This window comes from Curtobacterium sp. MCBA15_016, assembly GCF_001865105.1.
Taxonomy (GTDB): Bacteria; Actinomycetota; Actinomycetes; order Actinomycetales; family Microbacteriaceae; genus Curtobacterium.
Map to the genome: position 1 here is coordinate 95,281 of NZ_MJGR01000024.1, position 17,046 is coordinate 112,326.

16 protein-coding genes are annotated in these 17,046 nt (G+C 71.9%); 5 read left to right on the plus strand and 11 right to left on the minus strand.

Features of this window, described 5'->3' with window-relative positions; genetic code table 11:
- Positions 1–135: 135 nt before the first annotated feature.
- Positions 136–1,851 (plus strand): APC family permease, encoded by a 1,716-nt coding sequence (locus tag BIV03_RS10960; RefSeq protein ID WP_083403373.1) that lies wholly within the window; start codon positions 136–138, stop codon positions 1,849–1,851.
- A gap of 73 nt (positions 1,852–1,924) precedes the next feature.
- Here the strand turns inward: BIV03_RS10960 and BIV03_RS10965 are convergent, their stop codons facing one another.
- A complete protein-coding gene (locus BIV03_RS10965) occupies positions 1,925–2,275 on the minus strand; it encodes a hypothetical protein (RefSeq protein WP_071295720.1) in 351 nt (116 codons plus the stop codon).
- A 143-nt stretch (positions 2,276–2,418) separates the two neighbouring features.
- Here BIV03_RS10965 and BIV03_RS10970 point away from each other — a divergent pair, with 143 nt between their 5' ends.
- Positions 2,419–3,003 carry an LppP/LprE family lipoprotein gene (locus tag BIV03_RS10970; RefSeq protein ID WP_139201943.1) on the plus strand — a complete coding sequence of 195 codons (585 nt, stop codon included), beginning with the start codon at positions 2,419–2,421 and terminating at the stop codon, positions 3,001–3,003.
- Positions 3,004–3,052: 49 nt separating this feature from the next.
- A complete protein-coding gene (locus BIV03_RS10975; protein WP_071295722.1) occupies positions 3,053–4,117 on the plus strand; it encodes a YeiH family protein in 1,065 nt (354 codons plus the stop codon).
- A 12-nt stretch (positions 4,118–4,129) separates the two neighbouring features.
- Here the strand turns inward: BIV03_RS10975 and BIV03_RS10980 are convergent, their stop codons facing one another.
- The 10 genes from BIV03_RS10980 to BIV03_RS11025 form a co-directional block, all read right to left on the minus strand.
- Positions 4,130–4,963, minus strand: coding sequence for a GntR family transcriptional regulator (locus BIV03_RS10980; RefSeq protein ID WP_071295723.1), 834 nt, complete (start codon positions 4,961–4,963; stop codon positions 4,130–4,132).
- Positions 4,960–5,580, minus strand: coding sequence for a TetR-like C-terminal domain-containing protein (locus BIV03_RS10985; RefSeq protein ID WP_070418012.1), 621 nt, complete (start codon positions 5,578–5,580; stop codon positions 4,960–4,962). Before BIV03_RS10985 ends, BIV03_RS10980 begins: the two co-directional genes overlap by 4 nt.
- Positions 5,577–6,200: an isochorismatase family protein gene (locus BIV03_RS10990; RefSeq protein ID WP_071295724.1), complete on the minus strand. Its 624-nt coding sequence runs from the start codon at positions 6,198–6,200 to the stop codon at positions 5,577–5,579. The genes BIV03_RS10985 and BIV03_RS10990 overlap by 4 nt, the downstream gene beginning before the upstream one ends.
- Before the next feature lie 112 nt (positions 6,201–6,312).
- Entirely contained in the window at positions 6,313–7,770 is a 1,458-nt protein-coding gene (locus BIV03_RS10995) for an MFS transporter (protein WP_070418014.1), read from the minus strand.
- A 43-nt stretch (positions 7,771–7,813) separates the two neighbouring features.
- Positions 7,814–9,466 carry an amidase gene (locus BIV03_RS11000; RefSeq protein WP_071295725.1) on the minus strand — a complete coding sequence of 551 codons (1,653 nt, stop codon included), beginning with the start codon at positions 9,464–9,466 and terminating at the stop codon, positions 7,814–7,816.
- Positions 9,463–10,371, minus strand: coding sequence for a carbon-nitrogen hydrolase family protein (locus tag BIV03_RS11005; RefSeq protein WP_071295726.1), 909 nt, complete (start codon positions 10,369–10,371; stop codon positions 9,463–9,465). The genes BIV03_RS11000 and BIV03_RS11005 overlap by 4 nt, the downstream gene beginning before the upstream one ends.
- Positions 10,368–11,480 (minus strand): pyrimidine utilization protein A, encoded by a 1,113-nt coding sequence (gene rutA / locus BIV03_RS11010; RefSeq protein WP_071295727.1) that lies wholly within the window; start codon positions 11,478–11,480, stop codon positions 10,368–10,370. The genes BIV03_RS11005 and rutA overlap by 4 nt, the downstream gene beginning before the upstream one ends.
- Before the next feature lie 31 nt (positions 11,481–11,511).
- Positions 11,512–12,549, minus strand: coding sequence for an ABC transporter permease (locus tag BIV03_RS11015; RefSeq protein WP_070418018.1), 1,038 nt, complete (start codon positions 12,547–12,549; stop codon positions 11,512–11,514).
- Complete coding sequence (locus BIV03_RS11020; protein WP_071295728.1) at positions 12,549–14,180, minus strand: sugar ABC transporter ATP-binding protein; 1,632 nt, start codon at positions 14,178–14,180, stop codon at positions 12,549–12,551. The genes BIV03_RS11015 and BIV03_RS11020 overlap by 1 nt, the downstream gene beginning before the upstream one ends.
- Complete coding sequence (locus BIV03_RS11025; RefSeq protein ID WP_071295729.1) at positions 14,177–15,358, minus strand: sugar ABC transporter substrate-binding protein; 1,182 nt, start codon at positions 15,356–15,358, stop codon at positions 14,177–14,179. Before BIV03_RS11025 ends, BIV03_RS11020 begins: the two co-directional genes overlap by 4 nt.
- A gap of 640 nt (positions 15,359–15,998) precedes the next feature.
- Between BIV03_RS11025 and BIV03_RS11030 the strand changes: the two genes are divergently transcribed.
- Positions 15,999–16,514 (plus strand): NADPH-dependent FMN reductase, encoded by a 516-nt coding sequence (locus BIV03_RS11030; RefSeq protein WP_071295730.1) that lies wholly within the window; start codon positions 15,999–16,001, stop codon positions 16,512–16,514.
- Entirely contained in the window at positions 16,511–17,014 is a 504-nt protein-coding gene (locus tag BIV03_RS11035) for a flavin reductase family protein (protein ID WP_070418022.1), read from the plus strand. The genes BIV03_RS11030 and BIV03_RS11035 overlap by 4 nt, the downstream gene beginning before the upstream one ends.
- The last annotated feature ends 32 nt before the right edge of the window (positions 17,015–17,046 follow it).

Here is a 17,046-nt window from a genome sequence, read left to right on the forward strand (position 1 = left end):
CTCGGGACTGGATCAAGATTGACACAGCCAGGTGCGGAAATCGTTGCTGGGGTCTAGTTTCAGTGCTCGTATCCACAGAGTCGTGGAGCGACGGCGACGGTTTCCGTCGCTCGCCATCGAGAGAGCGTGGTGGTCATGCGAGACGAACGGGTCGTGACGGTGTCGACCGAGACCGTCGGCACGGAGAAGGGACTGCGACCGGGGGCCATCGGCCTGGTCGGCAGCGTCGTCATGGGCATCTCGTCCACCGCGCCCGCCTACAGCCTGGCCGCGAGCCTCGGGTTGGTCGTGGCCAGTGGGGGAGCGCTCCTCGCCGGGGTGAAGGCCCCGGCGATCATGCTGCTCGCGTTCATCCCGATGTGGATGATCGCGGTGGCCTACCAGGAGCTCAACCGCGAGGACCCCGACTGCGGCACGACGTTCACCTGGGCGACCCGGGCATTCGGTTCCGTGACGGGGTGGCTCGGCGGGTGGGGGATCATCGCCGCGGACGTCATCGTGATGGCGAACCTCGCCCAGATCGCCGGCTCGTACGGGTACTCCTTCGTCGGCGTCCTCACGAACGACCCGGCGATCAGCGCCCTCGGGAACAGCACGCTCTGGTCAACCGTCGCCGGTGTGGCCTGGATCGCCGTGATGACCTTCATCTGCTACGTCGGCGTCGAGGTGTCGGCCCGGCTGCAGTACGTCCTGCTCGGCATCGAGGTGCTCGTGCTCGTGATGTTCGCTGCCGTCGCGCTCGTGCGGGTCGGCACCGGCAACGGCGTCGAGGGCTCGATCACACCGTCGCTGTCGTGGCTGTGGCCGAGCGGCATGGACTTCGGCTCGGTCATCGCCCCCGCCATGCTGACGGCGATCTTCATCTACTGGGGCTGGGACACCGCCGTCTCGCTCAACGAGGAGACGAAGGACCCCGAGAAGACCCCCGGTCGCGCAGCCGTCATCAGCACGGTCCTGCTCCTCGTCATCTACGCCCTCGTGTCGATCGCGGCGATCGCGTTCGCCGGCGTCGGGACGAAGGGCATCGGCCTCGGGGCGCAGGGCAACGCGGACGACGTGTTCTCGGCGATCGGCCCGGCGCTCTTCGGCAACTCGTTCCTCGGGCACGCGGCGATGGCCCTGCTGTCGTTCTCGATCCTCACCTCGGCGTCCGCCTCGACGCAGACCACGATCATGCCGACCGCACGGACATCGCTCTCGATGGCGGTCTACAAGGCCCTGCCGTCGCACTTCGCCCGGATCCACCGGCGCTTCCTCACGCCGACCTGGTCGACCATCGGGATGGGCATCGCGTCGATCGGCTTCTACGTGCTGTTCACCGTCATCTCGACGAACCTGCTCACCGCCCTGATCGGTTCCGTCGGCCTGATGATCGCTTTCTACTACGGGCTGACCGGCTTCGCGTGCGTCTGGGTCTACCGACGGACGCTCTTCAGCACCGTGCGGAACTTCGTCATGCGGGGGCTCGTCCCGTTGCTCGGCGGCCTGACGCTCGCGGTGACGTTCGTCTACGGACTCGTGCAGTTCGCCCAGCCCGACTGGCTGCAGGGCGACGACGGGAAGGACGTCACGATCCTCGGCATCGGAGCGGTCGCCGTGGTGGGTGTCGGCGCGATCCTCATCGGTGTCGTGCTGATGGTCGTCTGGTGGGTGCGGTCCCCGGACTTCTTCCGGGGGCGGACGCTCACGAGTACGAGCAACATCCTCGTCCTCGACGGCCCGGGTGGCGTCCCGGAGCCGACCGTCATCGCGCCCGACTTCTCGAACCTGCCGACGGGCAGCATCGCGGTCGACGAGGAGACCGGCAAGCGGTTCCGGCGGACGCGGTCGCGTCGCCGCGACGACGACTGATCTCCCGCACCGGCGGCGGACGGGAGGCGCGGGGCGGGCCCGCACCGTGCCTCCCGTCCGTCAGTCGGTGCGGTCAGTGCCGGTGGGACCGCCGCCGGCCGAGGATCGCGTCGAGCACCCGCGAGAACCGCGGACGCCGCGCCACCGGCTTCGTCTCGATGGAGCGGGTCGGAGCGCGGAGCGCGAGATCGTGCAGCATGTTCCGCTTCGAGCCGTCCCAGTTCGCGAACAGGTACGCGCCGCCGAGGAACGACAGGCTCCGCACCGGCGTGCGCTTCCACGAGTCGGCCGCGACGTAGTACCCGGCGTGACCGGCGTGGATGTGCTTGATCACGGTGTCGACGTCGATGACGCTGGTGGTCGTCACGACGGCGGTGATGCCCGTTCGGTCACGGGCGACGTACTCGATGAGGTGTTCAGACACGAGGGCTCTTGGTCGGGTCGGGGCCCGTCGAGGTCGGGGAACGCGACACGACGAGGCATGGCCGGAATCGTCGTTGCTTCCGAAACCAAGAATACGCCGAGAACTCTGTGCAGGGCGAGGAGGAACCTGTCCGGATGCGCACCGTGAACACCACCGGGGGGATCCTGTTCGCCGCCGTCCTGGCCGTTGCCCTGACCGGGTGCAGCGGCGGGACGACCGCCAGCCCCACCGCTACCGCCACCCGCACCGTGACCGCCACGCCGACTGCGGTCGCCGAGAGCCCGACCCCGACGTCGACTCCGACCCCCACGCCGACGTGCGGCCCGTCGAGCGGTGCCGATGCCGCCGCCCAGCCGATCGCCGACCTGCCGCTGCCGGCCGGGCTCGAGGACGCGAAGTGGGACGCCGCACGGGCCGACACGTCCGGGTACGAGGCGTGCGCCCCGCTGTCCTGGGTCACGGTGAGCCTGGACCTCGCGACCGGCAGCTCGCCCGTCGCGATCCTGCTCTTCCACGACGGCCGGTACCTCGGCACGGCCACGAAGGAGCAGTACGGCTTCGTCCCGGACATCAGCCGGACCGACCCGTCGACGATCGCGGTGGCCTACCGCTACGCGAAGCCGGACGAGTCGACGGCGGACGCGAGCGGTCGGACGGACGCGACGTTCCGGTGGGACGACGCTGCCGGGCGCGTGGTGATGACGGGGCAGGTGCCGCCGGCCGGCTGAGGCGCGACACCGGCTGCCGGCCGCCGGGTGTCCTGCCATGCTGGACGCCATGCCGTTCCTCCGCACCGCCTGGCCGGGTGTCGCGCTCGCCCTCGTGATCGGGCTCGCCGCCACCGTCGTCGGCCGCGAGGTCCCGGTCGTCGGTGGCCCGGTCCCCGCGGTCGTGCTCGGCGCCCTGGTCGGGTGGCTCGTCCGCCGACGACGACACCGCGAGGGCACCGGTGCGGGCTCGGGCGGCGATCTCGGCCTGCTGCAGCCCGGCGTGAAGTTCGCCTCGAGCCGGGTCCTGCAGTTCGCCGTCGTCCTGCTCGGCGCCCAGCTCTCGATCGCCGAGGTGCTCCGCATCGGCGGCGAGACGCTGCCCGTGATGCTGACGACCCTCGTCGTGTGCCTCGTCGCAGCGTGGGGGATCGGTCGGCTGCTCCGGGTCTCGAGTGCCCTCCGCACCCTCATCGGCGTCGGGACGGGGATCTGCGGTGCCTCGGCGATCGCGGCCGTCACGCCCGTGATCGGCGCGGTCAGCGCCGACGTCGCCTACGCGATGTCGACGATCTTCCTGTGCAACATCGCCGCCGTCTTCGTCTTCCCCCTGGTCGGCCACGCACTGGGGCTCTCGCAGCACGCGTTCGGCGTCTTCGCCGGCACCGCGGTGAACGACACCTCGTCGGTGGTCGCCACGGCAACCGTCTACGGTCGCCAGGCGACCGACACGGCGGTGGTCGTGAAGCTGGTCCGGACGCTCATGATCATCCCGATCGTCGTGGGGCTGGCCGGTCTGGAGGCACGGCGCACGTCCCGCGCGCAGCCCACCACCGACGACGGGTCCGGTCGCGCCGGGGGCGTCCGCGTGTTCCGGTTGGTCCCGTGGTTCCTGATCGGGTTCCTCATGGTCGTGCTCCTCCGCACCCTCGGGGTCCTGCCGGCCGCAGCGGCCCCGGGGTTCTCCACCGCCGCGACGTTCCTCATCACGGTGGCGCTCGCCGCGATCGGGGTCTCGACGGACTTCGGCGCACTCCGGCGGGCGGGGTTCCGGCCGATGCTGCTCGGGATCGCGCTGTGGGTGCTCGTGGCGGGGACGAGCCTCGGCGCGCAGGCGGTGTTCGGGCTCCTCTGACGGCGTCGGGGCTCACACGATGCGGGAGTCGATCACCGCCCGGTCGCCCCGGTACCGCGAGAACCCGTACTCCACCGGGGTCCCGTCGGCCAGGCACATCAGCCGCTCGATGTGGAAGATCGCCTGACCCGGATCGATGTCGAGCAGGTCCGCGCTCCACTGATCGGCGTTCACCGTGCTGAGCAGCAGTCGACGAGCGACCGGCCGCTGCCCGACCCGCCGCACGAGCACGTCCGGCACGTACTCGGTGAGCGGCTCCGACACGAGGTCCGGGAACCGCTGCTGCGGCACCCAGCTCGTCCGCACCCGGCTCGGCTCCCCGTCGAACGAGATGAGGCTCTCGACGAAGTACGCGGCGCTGCCGTCCATCTCCAGGTTCCGGCGGACGGTCTCGGGCGCGGGCACGAGCTGGACGCACAGGTGCACGATGCTCAGCCGCGGGGAGTCGAACACGCTGCCGCCGGTGTTCTCGCCGTAGATCGTGACCTCCTCGGTGGTCCGGGCGAGGCTCACCGAGGCCACCGGACGCACGCCGAACGTGCCCGACCGCGGTGCCCGGGTGAGCAGGCGCTGTTCCTTGAGGAGCGTCAGCGCCGCGCGCAGGACGTTCCGCGTCGTGCCGTACAGGTCGAGGAGCTCCCACTCGTACGGCAGCGGTCCGGTGAACCGACCGGCGACGATGTCCGCGCGGATGAGGTCGGACACCTGCCGGGCGGCGTCCGAGCGTCGGTTGAAGCCGATCCAGTGCCCGGGCGTGACGTCGCCGATGGCCATGTCCGTCCACGGCGGGACCGGACGACGTCCCGCCGTGCCGTCCAGTCGGTCGTCCGGTGCGACGTCGGTCACGAGACCACCCCCACGGTCGTGGTGTCGCCGGTCCACCCGGCCCACCGGAGGAACTCCCGGGCGAGGCGCACCGGGTAGTCGGGTGCCTGGATGTCGATGGACACGAACACCCGGCGGTAGAAGGTCGGACCGCCGAGCAGGTCGACGGCGATCCCGAGGTCGACGTCGGGCCGCAGGTCGCCGGCGTCCATCGCCCGCTGGAGCATCGCGTTCACCCGGACCCGTCGGTCGAGGTGCCACGCGGCGACCGCCTCGGCCACCCGGGGCTCGTGCGAGGCGAGCTCCACGATGAGCGGCAGCGCCCGGCCGACCGGGGTCGCGACGAGCGCGTGCACCCAGCCGCGGGTGAGCCCGAGGACGCCCTCGTCGATCGGGGCGTCGAGGATCGTCGGGATCGACTCCTCCATCAGGCGGATGACGGTCTCGGTGAGGAGCACGTCGCGGCTGGACCAGCGCCGGTAGATCGTCGCCGCCCCCACCCCGGCGGCGTCGGCGACCGCCCGGATGGTGAACGCCCGGGGGTCGCCCTCGGCGAGGATCGCGATGCACGCCGTGTACACGGCCTCGTCGACCGCGGCGTTCCGGGGCCGTCCGCGGACCGGGGCCTCGGTGCTCACGCGGCGCTCCAGAGCGCGAGCACCCGGTCGATGCCCCACACCTCGCCGATCTTCGCCTGGATGTCGAACAGGTTCGCCTCGTGCACGCTCGGCAGTCGGTCGCCGACGGCCTCGCGCACGACGATCGGCACGAAGCCGTGCTGCATGGCGTCCGTCGCGGTGGCCCGGATGCACCCGCTCGTCGAGAGTCCGGCGATGAAGAGCGTGTCGACCCCTCGTGCGACGAGGTCGGCGGCCAGCGAGGTCCCGAAGAACGCGCTCGGGTACTGCTTCGGCACGAGGGTGTCCCCGTCGACCGGCGCGAGCCCCTCGATGAACGCGCCGGTGGACGTGCCGGGGAGGTACGCCGCGAGGGCCGGCACCTTCCGGAAGAACACCCCCGCGTTGGAGCCGTCGGCCGACAGCGCCATGGTCGTGACGGCGACGTGCACACCGGCCGCCCGGGCCGCGGCCGTGAGCTCGCGCATGCGCTCGACGGGTTCCTCGACGCCGGCGTACAGCCCGCACGCCGGGTCGACGTAGGCGTTCACCGGGTCGACGACGACGAGCGCCGCCCGTCGGCCCGGTTCGAGCGCACCGGTGTAGCCGGCCGAGACGTAGTCGTCGTGGTCGTCGGTCATGCGGTCCTGCTTCCGTCGTGGGGCTGGTTGGTGGGGGCCTGGAGGCGCGGCGCGACCCCGGCACGTCGGCCGGCGGTCGGCCCGTGCGTGCGGTCCGTGCCCGTCGTGGCGGTCATGCGCTCGTCCCCGGCTCGGGCACCGGGCCGGACGTGTCCGGTCGGAGCGGGGCCTGGCGGTCCGGGGGACCGAACGGGCCGAACGCGACGATGAGCGCGCCGACGACCGCGCACCCGGCGAACGTGAGCGCGGCGGTGCGCACGCCGTCGACGAAGGCCTGGACGTCGGTCGCCGGCAGGCCGAGCAGGCTGCCGTCGTACGCCGCGGCCTGCTGCGCGGCGGAGAGCCCACTCGTGGCGATCGCCAGACCGAGCGCCGTGGAGAACAGGAAGCCCGCGTTCTGCAGCGCCGACCGGATGGCGTTCGCGATGCCCCGGCGGTGCTCCGGGACGCGGGTCATCAGGGCCGAGGTGCTCGGCGTCATGAACACCCCGGTGCCGACCCCGACGGCACCGAGTCCGACGGCCGTCACGGCGTAGGCACCGTCGTCGGCGAGCGACCCCGCGAGGACCGCTGCCCCGACCGCGATGAGCAGCATGCCGATGGTGGAGAGCGTGCGCGCGGGCACCCGGCGGGCGAGGACCCCGGCGCTCGCCGCGGCCACGGTCGTGCCGATCGGGGTGGGGAGCACCCAGAGCGCGGCCTCGACGGCGTCCTTGCCCGAGACGGCCTGGAACGACAGGGACGCCAGGAGCACGAGGGCGTAGCTCGACAGCGCGCAGAGGCCGGCGGCCGAGAAGAGCGTGATGGTCGCCCGGTCGCGGAAGATCGCCGGGTCGACGAGCGGGTGCGGGACCCGGCGCTGGGTCCACACGAACACCGCTCCGAGCAGCACCGCGCCGGAGGCCATCGCGACGACCGGGACAGCGGCCCAGCCCGCGGAACCGCCGACCGACACGGCACCGACCAGCAGCCCGACCGCGGCCACGGAGAGCACCGAGCCCGGGACGTCGAGGCGTTCGCCGGAGCGTGGCCGGGCGGTGCGGGGGATGAGTCGCAGCGACCAGACGAGCCCCGCGAGCGAGATCGGGACCCCGGCGAGGAAGATCCACCGCCAGCCGAACGACTCCGCGACGAGGCCGCCGACGACCGGACCGATGACCTGTCCGACGGCGGCGACGGTGGCGTTCAGCCCGAGGCCGAGCGACAGGATCGACTCCGGGAACACGTCGGTGAGGAGCGCCGTGGTGTTCGTGACGATGGCCGCCGCACCCACGCCCTGCACGAGTCGGGCGGCGAGCAGGACGGCGGCGTCCGGTGCTGCACCGCACGCGAGTGAGGCGAGGAGGAAGACGAGGATGCCGGCGATGTACAGACGGCGACGCCCGACGAGGTCCGCGATCCGCCCGAAGACGAGGATGAGCGTCGTCGTGGTGAGCATGTAGCTGAGCAGGACCCAGCTGGACTGCAGGGCGGAGGCGTCGAGGTCACGGCTGACGTCGGGGAGCGCGACGAGCAGGGCGCTCGAGGAGATGAAGACGAGGACGACGCTCAGGCTCGACGCGCAGAGCACCTGCCACGCGCGTCGGCGGGCGCCGTCCTCGTCCGTGGTGCGGTTACTGATCGGTCGACCCTCTCGTGGCGGATGCCGGCGGCACCCGGTGGTGGTGGTCGGTGACCTCCTGGAACGCGGCGGCGGCGGACAGGACGAGTCGGTCGTCCCACGGGCGTGCGACGAGCTGCACGCCGACCGGCAGACCGTCCGGCGCGGTCCCGGCGGGCATCATGAGCGCCGGGAAGCCGACGTAGTCGAAGACCCGGGTGTTCCGGGGGATCACGTCGTGCAGGTTGTACGGCACGCCGTCGACCGTCATGGTGAGGTCGTCGAGTCGGGGCGCCGTGGCACCGATCCCCGGCGTGAGGACGACGTCGACCCCGGCCTCGTCCATCCGTGCGACCATCGCGGCCTGCACGAGCGGACGGCGTCGGAGGGACCGGAGGTAGTCCGCGGCAGTCGGCGTGAACGCGACGTCGAACCGCGCCCGGGTGCCGGCGTCGAACAGGTCGGCGGTGGCGGCGTTGGCCTCCTGGTTGGCCGCCAGTTCGCCGTAGAAGACGGTCCAGCACTCGGCGTCGATCGCCTCGAGGTCGTCGAACTCGATCGGCACGATCTCGGCCCCGAGTGCCGCGAACCGGTCGACCGCGGCCGCGTGCGCGTCGAGCACCGCACGGTCCACCCGCTCGGTGAACCAGACCCGGGGCACGCCGATGCGCATCCCCGCGATCCGTCCCGGTGCCGCCTCGACGAGCGGGACCGCGGTGTGCGTCGTGGGGTCCTGCCCGTCGCCACCGGCGATCACGGCGAGCACGAGCGCGAGGTCCTCGGCGGTGCGGGCCATCGGTCCGACGTGGTCGAGCGTCCACGACAGGCTCGCGACGCCCGTGCGCGGGACGAGGCCGTACGTCGGCTTGATGCCGGTCGTCCCGCACAGCGCCGACGGCACCCGGATCGATCCGCCGGTGTCCGACCCGAGCGCGAGCGGGACGATGCGTGCGGCGAGGGCGGAACCGGAGCCGGTCGACGACCCGCCCGTCCAGCGCTCGGGGTCCCACGGGTTCCGCACGGCGCCGTACCGGGCGTTGTGCGGGCCGCCGCAGGCGAACTCGGTCGTCGCGGCCGTGAACACCGGGATCGCCCCGGCCGCACGGAGCCGGGCGACCACGGTGGCGTCGGCGGGGGCCACGCGGTCGCCGGTCTGCAGCGAGCCGCTCGTGACGACCGTGCTGGCGACGTCGATGATGTCCTTCACTGCGAACGGCACGCCCTCGAGCGCACGGGCCTCGCCCGCGGCCCAGCGCCGGGTCGACTCGGCCGCTGCCTGCTCGGCACCGTCGACCAGGCGGAGGACGGCGTCGGACCACACGTCGTCGCTCGTCCAGTGCGGGGCGAGGGCTCCGACGACGGCGGTGGGGGTGGTGGAACCGTCGCGGTAGGCCGCGAGGAGCTCGGTGACGCTCGCCGCTGCGGGGTCGGACGCCGTCGCAGCCGTGGACACCGTGGACGCCGGACCGGGGGCGACCGGTGCTGCCGGCGTCGGTGCCGCGTCGACCGCCGCCGCGAGGAGCCGGGCGAACAGTGCGTGGCTGTGGCTCGGCTCCGCCGGCAGGGACGACGGGGCGGCCGGGAGGGGGTTCGCACGGCTGTCGTGCAGCGCCTGCTCCAGCTGGGGCGCGATCGTCCCGCGCACGACCGCGAACACGTCCGTCACGCCGGCACCGCCGCGGCGTGGGCGTCCGCGAGGTACCGGAACACCCCGGGCTGCCGGTCCCGGCCGAGTGGGAAGTCGTCGCGTGCCGCGGCCACCTCGGCGACGTCGAGCGTCGCCCGGACGATCGGGCCGGCCTCGTGCGCCGGGGCGGAGACCACGAGCTCGCCGCGGGGCGACACGACCGACGAGCGGCCGAAGTAGCTCACGGTCTTGCCGTCCACGGTCTCCTCGCCGCCGCGGTTCGGGGCGACGACCCAGGTCTGCGTCTCGAGGGCGCGGACCTGCAGCTCCTGCGTGAAGAGCGTCTCGCGGAACCCCATCGAGGAGACGAGCACGAGCATCACCTCGGCGCCGGCCGCACGCGATGCGAGCCAGTACTCGGGGAAGCTCCGGTCGTAGCAGATGAGCATGCCGAAGCGGGTGCCGAGCGCGTCGAACACGACCGGCCCCGACCCCGGCGCGAAGTAGTGCTTCTCGTCGACGTCGGAGATCGCGTTCGTCGGGATCGACGTCTTCCGGTACGCCGGCACGCGGTCGCCGTGCACGTCGGTGCCGTGGACGAGGGTGCCGTCGGCGTCGATGAGCACCGCGCTGTTGTACTGCGCGTCGCCGGCGTCCTCGTAGAGGCCGAAGACGACCGCCGTGCCGAGTCGGCGCGCGGCCTCGGCGAACCGGGCCGTCGCCGGACCGGGCACGGGCTGCGCCCAGGCCTTGCGGCTGTCGTTCCGGACGCCGCAGAAGTACGGCGTCGTGGTGAGCTCGGGGAAGACGACGAGGTCGGCGCCCTCGGCGGCCTGCTCGAACAGCGCGATGAGGCCGTCGAGCGCGGCGTCGCCGTCGGCGGGGATCTGCCCGGCCTGGACGACCGCGACCTCGAGGGTCGGCGCCGTGCTGCCGGCCGTCATGCGGTGACCGCGCTCGGGGTGACGGCGGGCGCCGACGACACGACGCCCTCGCGGGTGCGCATGAGCGGCTGGATGCGGGTGCCGAAGTCGTCCATGCCCTGCAGGAAGTCGTCGAACACGAGCATGATGCCCTTCGTGCCCGCGACGTCGGCGGCCTCGTCGAGCATCGCCGCGACGTGCTCGTAGGAGCCGACGAGCGTGCCCATGTTCATGTTCACGGCACCCTCCGGCAGCGAGATCCGCTTCGCCGTGTTGCCGTCCTCACCGTTCGTGTCGGTGAGCGCCTGCCCGGTCATCCAGGCGATGGCCTCGACGTCCACGCCGTCGCTGTAGCGCTGCCACTTCTCCTGCGCGGCCTCGTCGGTCTCGTCGGCGATGACCATGAACAGCACGTACGAGCCGACGTCGCGCCCGGTCTTCTCCCGCGCGGCGAGGAGCGCCTCGTTCTGCTCGGCGTACGCGGTCGGGGTGTTCACGCCGACGCCCATCGAGAAGTTGTAGTCGGAGTACTCCGCCGCGAACGCCATGCCCTGCGAGGACTGCCCGGCCGAGACGATCGGGATGTGCGACGTCGGCTTCGGCAGCATCCGGCAGTCGTCCATCTGGAAGTACTCGCCCTGGAAGTTGCTGACGCCGTCCTCCCACAGCTCCTTCATGACCTGCATGTACTCGGTCTGGTAGGCGTACCGACGCTTGAAGTGCACCTCGTCGCCCGGCCAGAGCCCCATCTGGTCGTACTCCGCCTTCTGCCACCCGGCGACGAGGTTCAGCCCGAAGCGCCCGTGCGAGATCGAGTCGATCGTGGCGGCCATGCGTGCGGCGATCGCCGGCGGGATCGTGAGGACGGCCGTGGTGGCGAACAGGCGGATGCGCTCCGTCCGGGCAGCGAGGCCGGCCATCAGGGTGAAGGACTCGAGGTTCTCGTCCCAGAACCCGCTCGGGCCGCCGAAGCCGCGCAGCTTGATCATCGACAGGGCGAAGTCGAAGCCGTACGACTCGGCCTTCTGCACGATCTCGAGGTTGAGGTCGAACGAGGGCTTGTACTGCGGCGAGGTGGTGGAGATGAGCCAGCCGTTGCTGCCGATCGGGATGAAGACTCCGATGTCCATGGGGGACTCGCTTTCTGTGTGTGGAGGAGGGTCAGGACTGCTTGGCGGCGGCTTTGGCGGCGCTCGCGACGGAATGCCGTCGGATCGTCTGGGAGACCGCGACGGCGACGATGAGCGCACCGCCGTAGAAGAGCTGCTGGACGAAGTTGTCGGCGCCGAGCATCTGGAGCCCGACGACGCCGGAGAACAGGAAGTAGACGGCGATGAAGGTGCCGATGGCGTTGAATCGCCCGGGGATGATCGCGGTGGCCCCGAGGTAGCAGGCGGCGAACGCGGGGAGCAGGAACGACTGCCCACTCGAGGGGTCCGCCCCGCCGAGCGTGCCGGCGTAGACGACCCCGGCCACCGCGGCGGTGAGGCCCGCGCCGACGAACGCGCCGACGCGGAGCCGGCGGACGTTCAGGCCGGAGAGCTCGGCGACCGTGCGACCGGTGCCCACGAACAGCAGCCGTCGACCGACCGGCGTGGCACTCAGGACGATGAGGACGACCACGGTGGCGATCAGGCCGTAGACGAACGCCAGGGGCAGTCCGGCGAGCCCGCGCCACCCGACGGTCGCCTGGACGAGCGCCGGGTCGATGCCGGTCACCGACGAGGACGCGCTCATCCACTGGATGATCCCGATCATGAACGTCGAGGTGCCGAGCGTCACGATGAACGAGTCGATCCGGAACGCGACCGTGAGCAGGCCGTTCACCAGGCCGACGACCACGCCGATCGCCAGGCCGACCAGGATCGCCGGCAGCAGCGGGATGTCCATCTTGGCGTTGAGGACGGCGATCGTCATGGCGGAGAGCGACATCGTCGAGGCGCCGGACAGGTCGAACTCACCCGCGGTCAGGGGGAACAGGAAGCCGAGCGCCAGGATGAGCAGTACCGACTGGGACCCGAGGATGTTCTGCAGGTTCCCCAGGGTCGGGTAGGTGTCGGGGAGCGCGATGCTGAACGCGATCACGATGACGAGCCAGGCGCCGAGCAGGGCGTAGCGCTCGGTGTGCCCCCACGAGAAGCGCGGGCGGGTGGGGCGGACGATCGACGTCTCGAGGGCGGGTTCGGCGGTGGTGGACATCAGGCGGTCTCCTTGACGGGGGAGGAGTCGGGGGAGGAGGGAGCGGGATCGACGAGGCTGGCGACGACGGCCGCCGCGATGACGTCGCGGTCGATCCGGTCGCCGGTGAGCACGTCGTGGACGCGGCCGTGGGCGAGGACCACGACCCGGTCGCACATCTGGGCGAGCTGGTCGTAGTCGGTGGAGGCGCAGACGATCGAGACGCCCTGGTCGGCGGTCCGGCGGAGCATCGAGAAGATCGCCGCACGGGCGCCGACGTCGATGCCCTGCGTCGGCTCCTGGAGCAGCACGAGCCGCGGGTCGTCCTGCATCCACTTCGCGAGGACGGCCTTCTGCTGGTTGCCGCCGGAGAGCGTGCCGAAGAGCGCGGAGGGGTCGGCGGGACGGACGTCCCAGTCGCGGACGAGGCCCTCGACGTGCGACCGTTCCCGTGCCGGCGAGAGCCCGAGCAGTCCGCGGAGCTTCCCGAGGACGGGCAGGGTCACGTTCTGCTCGACGGACAGGGTCAGGGCACCGCCCTCGCGCTTGCGGTCGGCGGGGACGTAGACGACCCCGCGGGCGATCGAGGTCGCCGGGCTGGTGGCGCCGAGGTCGACCGTGGCGTCCCGGACCGTGAGGGTCCCGGTCGCCGCCCGGGCGCCGTACAGGCCTGGAAGCACGTCCTCGACGCCCGAGCCGGCGAGCCCGGTGATGCCGACGACCTCGCCGTCCGCGACGTCGAACGAGAGCCCGTCGACGACACCGGCCCGGAGGTCCCGGACCGTCACGACCGCGTCGCCCGTGGTGGCGGGGCGGGCACTGCGTGCGGCCGCGCCGTCGAGCCCGCGTCCGACGATGAGCGAGACGAGCTCGTCCGCGGTCGTGGTCGCGGTGTCCCGGTGCGCCTGGACCCGACCGGCCCGGAGGACCGTCACGCGGTCGGCGTGCTCGAGGACCTCGGACATGTCGTGCGACACGAGGAGGGCCGACGTGCGGCCGTCGGACACGAGGTCCTTGACGACGCGGAAGAGCAGGTCCGCGTCCTCCTTCGGCAGGAACACGGTCGGTTCGTCGAGGACGATGAGCGCCCGGTCGTCGCCCAGCTCGGCGACGGCCCGCAGGATCGCGACGAGCGCCTTCTGCGTGTCGGTCAGCTCCTCGATCCGGGCCCGCGGGTCGATGTCCACGCCGTAGCGGGCGAAGAGCTCCGCGGCCGCCCGGTGCTCGGCGCCCCAGCGGACGAACGGACCACGGCCGGCGACGACGGTGGCGAGCCGGAGGTTCTCGGTCACCCCGAGCGACGGCACGAGGGCCAGGTCCTGGTGGACGAAGCTGATGCCGACGCGGCGGAAGTACCCGGGAGGCACCGGCAGCGGGAGCCGGGAGCCGCGGACCTCGATCGTCGCTCCCGGGTCCGGCGCGTAGGTGCCGGACAGGATCTTGATGAGGGTCGACTTGCCGGAACCGTTCTCGCCGAGCAGCGCGTGCACCTGGCCCGGACGGACCTCGAGTTCGACGTCGTCGAGCGCGGTCAGTCCGCCGAACCGCTTGGTGAGCCCGCTGATCCGCAGGACCGGCGCGGTGGTCGCACCGGCCTCGACGACCGCAGCGGACGCTGCGGGGCTGCGCCGTGCCTCCCGGGTGGCGCTCACTTCGCCGGACCCCAGATCTCCTCGTACCCGGTCTTGTACGCGTCGCCGTAGCCCTTGCTCGGCGCGGGCGGGGTACCCGCCTCGTCGACGTTGTCCTTCGTGAACACCTTGAGCGGGGTCTTCTCGTCGCCGTCCTCGATGATCGGGGTGTCGGTCAGGACGCGACCGGCCTGGTCGAGCGTGGCGTAGGCGAGCCACTCCATGTTCTCGCCGATGTCCATCGTCATGACGTTGCCCTCCTGCAGGATCTTCATCACTGCGGGCGTGCCGTTGTACGAGGACGTGAAGACCTGACCGGTCTTGCCGGCCGCCGTCACCCCGGCCTCGACGAAGAGGGCCATCGAGTCGTAGACGGGCAGGACGTAGTCGAGGTTCGGGTCGGACTGGATCGCGGACTGGACGGTCGACGAGATCTTCGTCGCCCAGTCGGCGACCGGCACGTTCGTCACCTTCACCTTGCAGCCCGAGCAGTACTCGTCGAACTCCTCCTGCATCGCCTTGACGATGCCGTCCGACGGCGGGACCTCGGACGAGGTGATGATGAGCACGTCACCCGCGCCCTTCGTCTCCTTGATGGCCCAGTCGGCGTTGAGCTTCGCGGCCTCGTGGAAGGGCGCGGTCACCTGGGCGGCGACGAGGTCCTGCAGCTGGTCGGGGAGCGCCTCTCCCGTCTGGTACGTGTGGCTGATGAGCACCGGGATGCCGGCGGCCTTCGCACGCTTGAGCGCCGGGACGATGAGCTCGCCGTTGACGCCCTGCGCGAGGACGATGATGTCGGCCTTCCGGCTGATCGCCTGGTCGATGCCGGCGGACTGCTCGGTCGGCGTGCCCTGGTTCGTGTACTCGATCCACTTCGCGCCGTACTCCTCGGCGAGCTGCTGCCCGGCCTCGTCGACGGACACGATGAACGGCACGGCGGACGAGTTCGGGATGTTGAAGATCGTCTTGCCCGCGATCTTCGACATGTCGAACGGCTTGCCCTCGAAGGTGAACTCCGGGTCGACGCTCGCCGCCGTGATCTGGCTGGTGGCGTGCTCGACCCCGGCGGAGTCGTCGGACGAGTCGGTCGAGGCCGTCGAGGTGGCGGAGCAGGCGGACAGGAACAGCACACCGCTGAGTGCGGCGGCCAGGAGCGCGGGACGTGCGAGCCGCGTTCGGGTGGGTGCGGGGGACGACATCGGTCGAGGACCTCCAGGACGTGGTGCGGGGACGGGTGACGGGTGCGGGTGCTGCCGGTGCTGCGGGTACGCCGAACACCCCGCGGCGCGGGGTGGGCGTGACGACGAGGGGCGTCGGTCACTTCGGGGTGTGGGAGAGCGCTCCGCCGGGGGCGATGCGTCGGGGTGACGGGGCCGCTCCGGTGGGGCTGATGCGAATGTAACGGGCTGCGGGCCGCCAGCGGGTGCCCGGCGGTAACGGTCCTGTTAGGCGTTTGTTTCGCCGGTGTTAGGCCACCGGCACCACGGCGTCGACGAGCCGCCGCGCCGCGCCGTTCCGGGGCGGGCGATCCCGCCGCCCCACCCCGGAGCGGTGCGGATCCGCGCGTCCGTGCGGCGGCGCCGCCCGGGCGAAACACCCCGGAAGCAATCGCGCCGACTTCCGGTAACGCGTCTCTCACAAGTCGGCGGTCGGCCGAGCGGACCCCGCTGGCGGAATGCGACGGACCCGCCCGGAGCGGCACCCGCTGACCAGGGCATTCCCCGCCGTGGCATCCGGCGCCCCCTGGCGTAACCCACCCGATACGGGCGCGCCACGGAGGCGAAACGAACGGCGGATGGACTGCAGTCGCACACCGTTCCCGACCGCAGGAGCAGATCGATGATCACCACCGTCGTCGCCGGCAACCCCAAGCCGGCATCGCGGACGCTCGACGCGGCCACGGTCGTGCTCGAGCGCCTCACCGGTCGGGCACCCGACCACGTCGTCGACGTGATCGACCTCGGCCCGGGCCTGCTCGGCTGGGGCGACGACGCGGTGTCGGAAACGGTGCGCACCGTCGCCGCGTCCGACCTCGTCGTCGTCGCCTCGCCCACGTTCAAGGCGACCTACACCGGCGTCCTCAAGCTCTTCCTCGACCAGTTCGCCACCGGGGACGGCCTCGCCGGTGTCGTCGCCGTCCCGCTCATGCTCGGCGCCGGCCCCGCGCACGCCCTCGCCCCCGAGGTCTTCCTCAAGCCCGTGCTCGTCGAGCTCGGTGCGACCGTCCCGGCTCCGGCCCTGTACCTCAACGACAAGCAGTACTCCGAGCCCGCATCGACCGAGGTCTGGCTCGCCCGGTGGCGCGACGTCGTCCTCGGCGCGACCGCGAGCCTCCAGGAAGGAACCCGCTCATGATCAGCCCCTACTCGCCCGAGGCCCCCGACCTCGGTGCCCTCCGTCAGGCGTTCTCCGGCTTCCCCTGCGGGGTCGCGGCGCTCGCCGCCGTCGTCGACGACGAGCCCACCGTGCTCGTCGCCTCGTCCTTCACCGTGGGGGTGTCGCAGGACCCCCCGCTCGTGATGTTCGCGGTGCAGCACACGTCGTCGACGTGGCCGGTGCTGCGTGCGGCCGGCACGATCGGGGTCTCGATCCTCGGCGAGGGGCACGCGCAGGTCACCCGGCAGCTCGCGTCGAAGGACAAGTCGGTCCGGTTCGTCGGCGTCGACACGACGGTGTCCGAGTCGGGGTCGGTCTTCCTCGAGGGCGCTCCGATCTGGCTCGAGTGCGCCGTCGAGCACACCTACCCGGCGGGTGACCACGACATCGTCGTGCTCCGGGTCCTCGGACTCATGTCGGACTTCGCGCACAGCCCGCTGGTCTGGCACCGGTCCGCCTTCGCGACGCTCAGCGCCTGAGCGCGCTGACGCAGGGACGGGAGGCGCGGTGC

What these genes read in the sequence shown, in the direction of transcription:
- BIV03_RS10960 (WP_083403373.1), top strand. Translation starts at nt 136, where the DNA reads ATGCGAGACGAACGGGTCGTGACGGTGTCGACCGAGACCGTCGGCACG.
- BIV03_RS10975 (WP_071295722.1), top strand. Translation starts at nt 3,053, where the DNA reads ATGCCGTTCCTCCGCACCGCCTGGCCGGGTGTCGCGCTCGCCCTCGTG.
- BIV03_RS10990 (WP_071295724.1), bottom strand. Translation starts at nt 6,200, where the DNA reads ATGACCGACGACCACGACGACTACGTCTCGGCCGGCTACACCGGTGCG.
- BIV03_RS11005 (WP_071295726.1), bottom strand. Translation starts at nt 10,371, where the DNA reads ATGACGGCCGGCAGCACGGCGCCGACCCTCGAGGTCGCGGTCGTCCAG.
- rutA (WP_071295727.1), bottom strand. Translation starts at nt 11,480, where the DNA reads ATGGACATCGGAGTCTTCATCCCGATCGGCAGCAACGGCTGGCTCATC.
- BIV03_RS11015 (WP_070418018.1), bottom strand. Translation starts at nt 12,549, where the DNA reads ATGTCCACCACCGCCGAACCCGCCCTCGAGACGTCGATCGTCCGCCCC.
- BIV03_RS11025 (WP_071295729.1), bottom strand. Translation starts at nt 15,358, where the DNA reads ATGTCGTCCCCCGCACCCACCCGAACGCGGCTCGCACGTCCCGCGCTC.
- BIV03_RS11030 (WP_071295730.1), top strand. Translation starts at nt 15,999, where the DNA reads ATGATCACCACCGTCGTCGCCGGCAACCCCAAGCCGGCATCGCGGACG.
- BIV03_RS11035 (WP_070418022.1), top strand. Translation starts at nt 16,511, where the DNA reads ATGATCAGCCCCTACTCGCCCGAGGCCCCCGACCTCGGTGCCCTCCGT.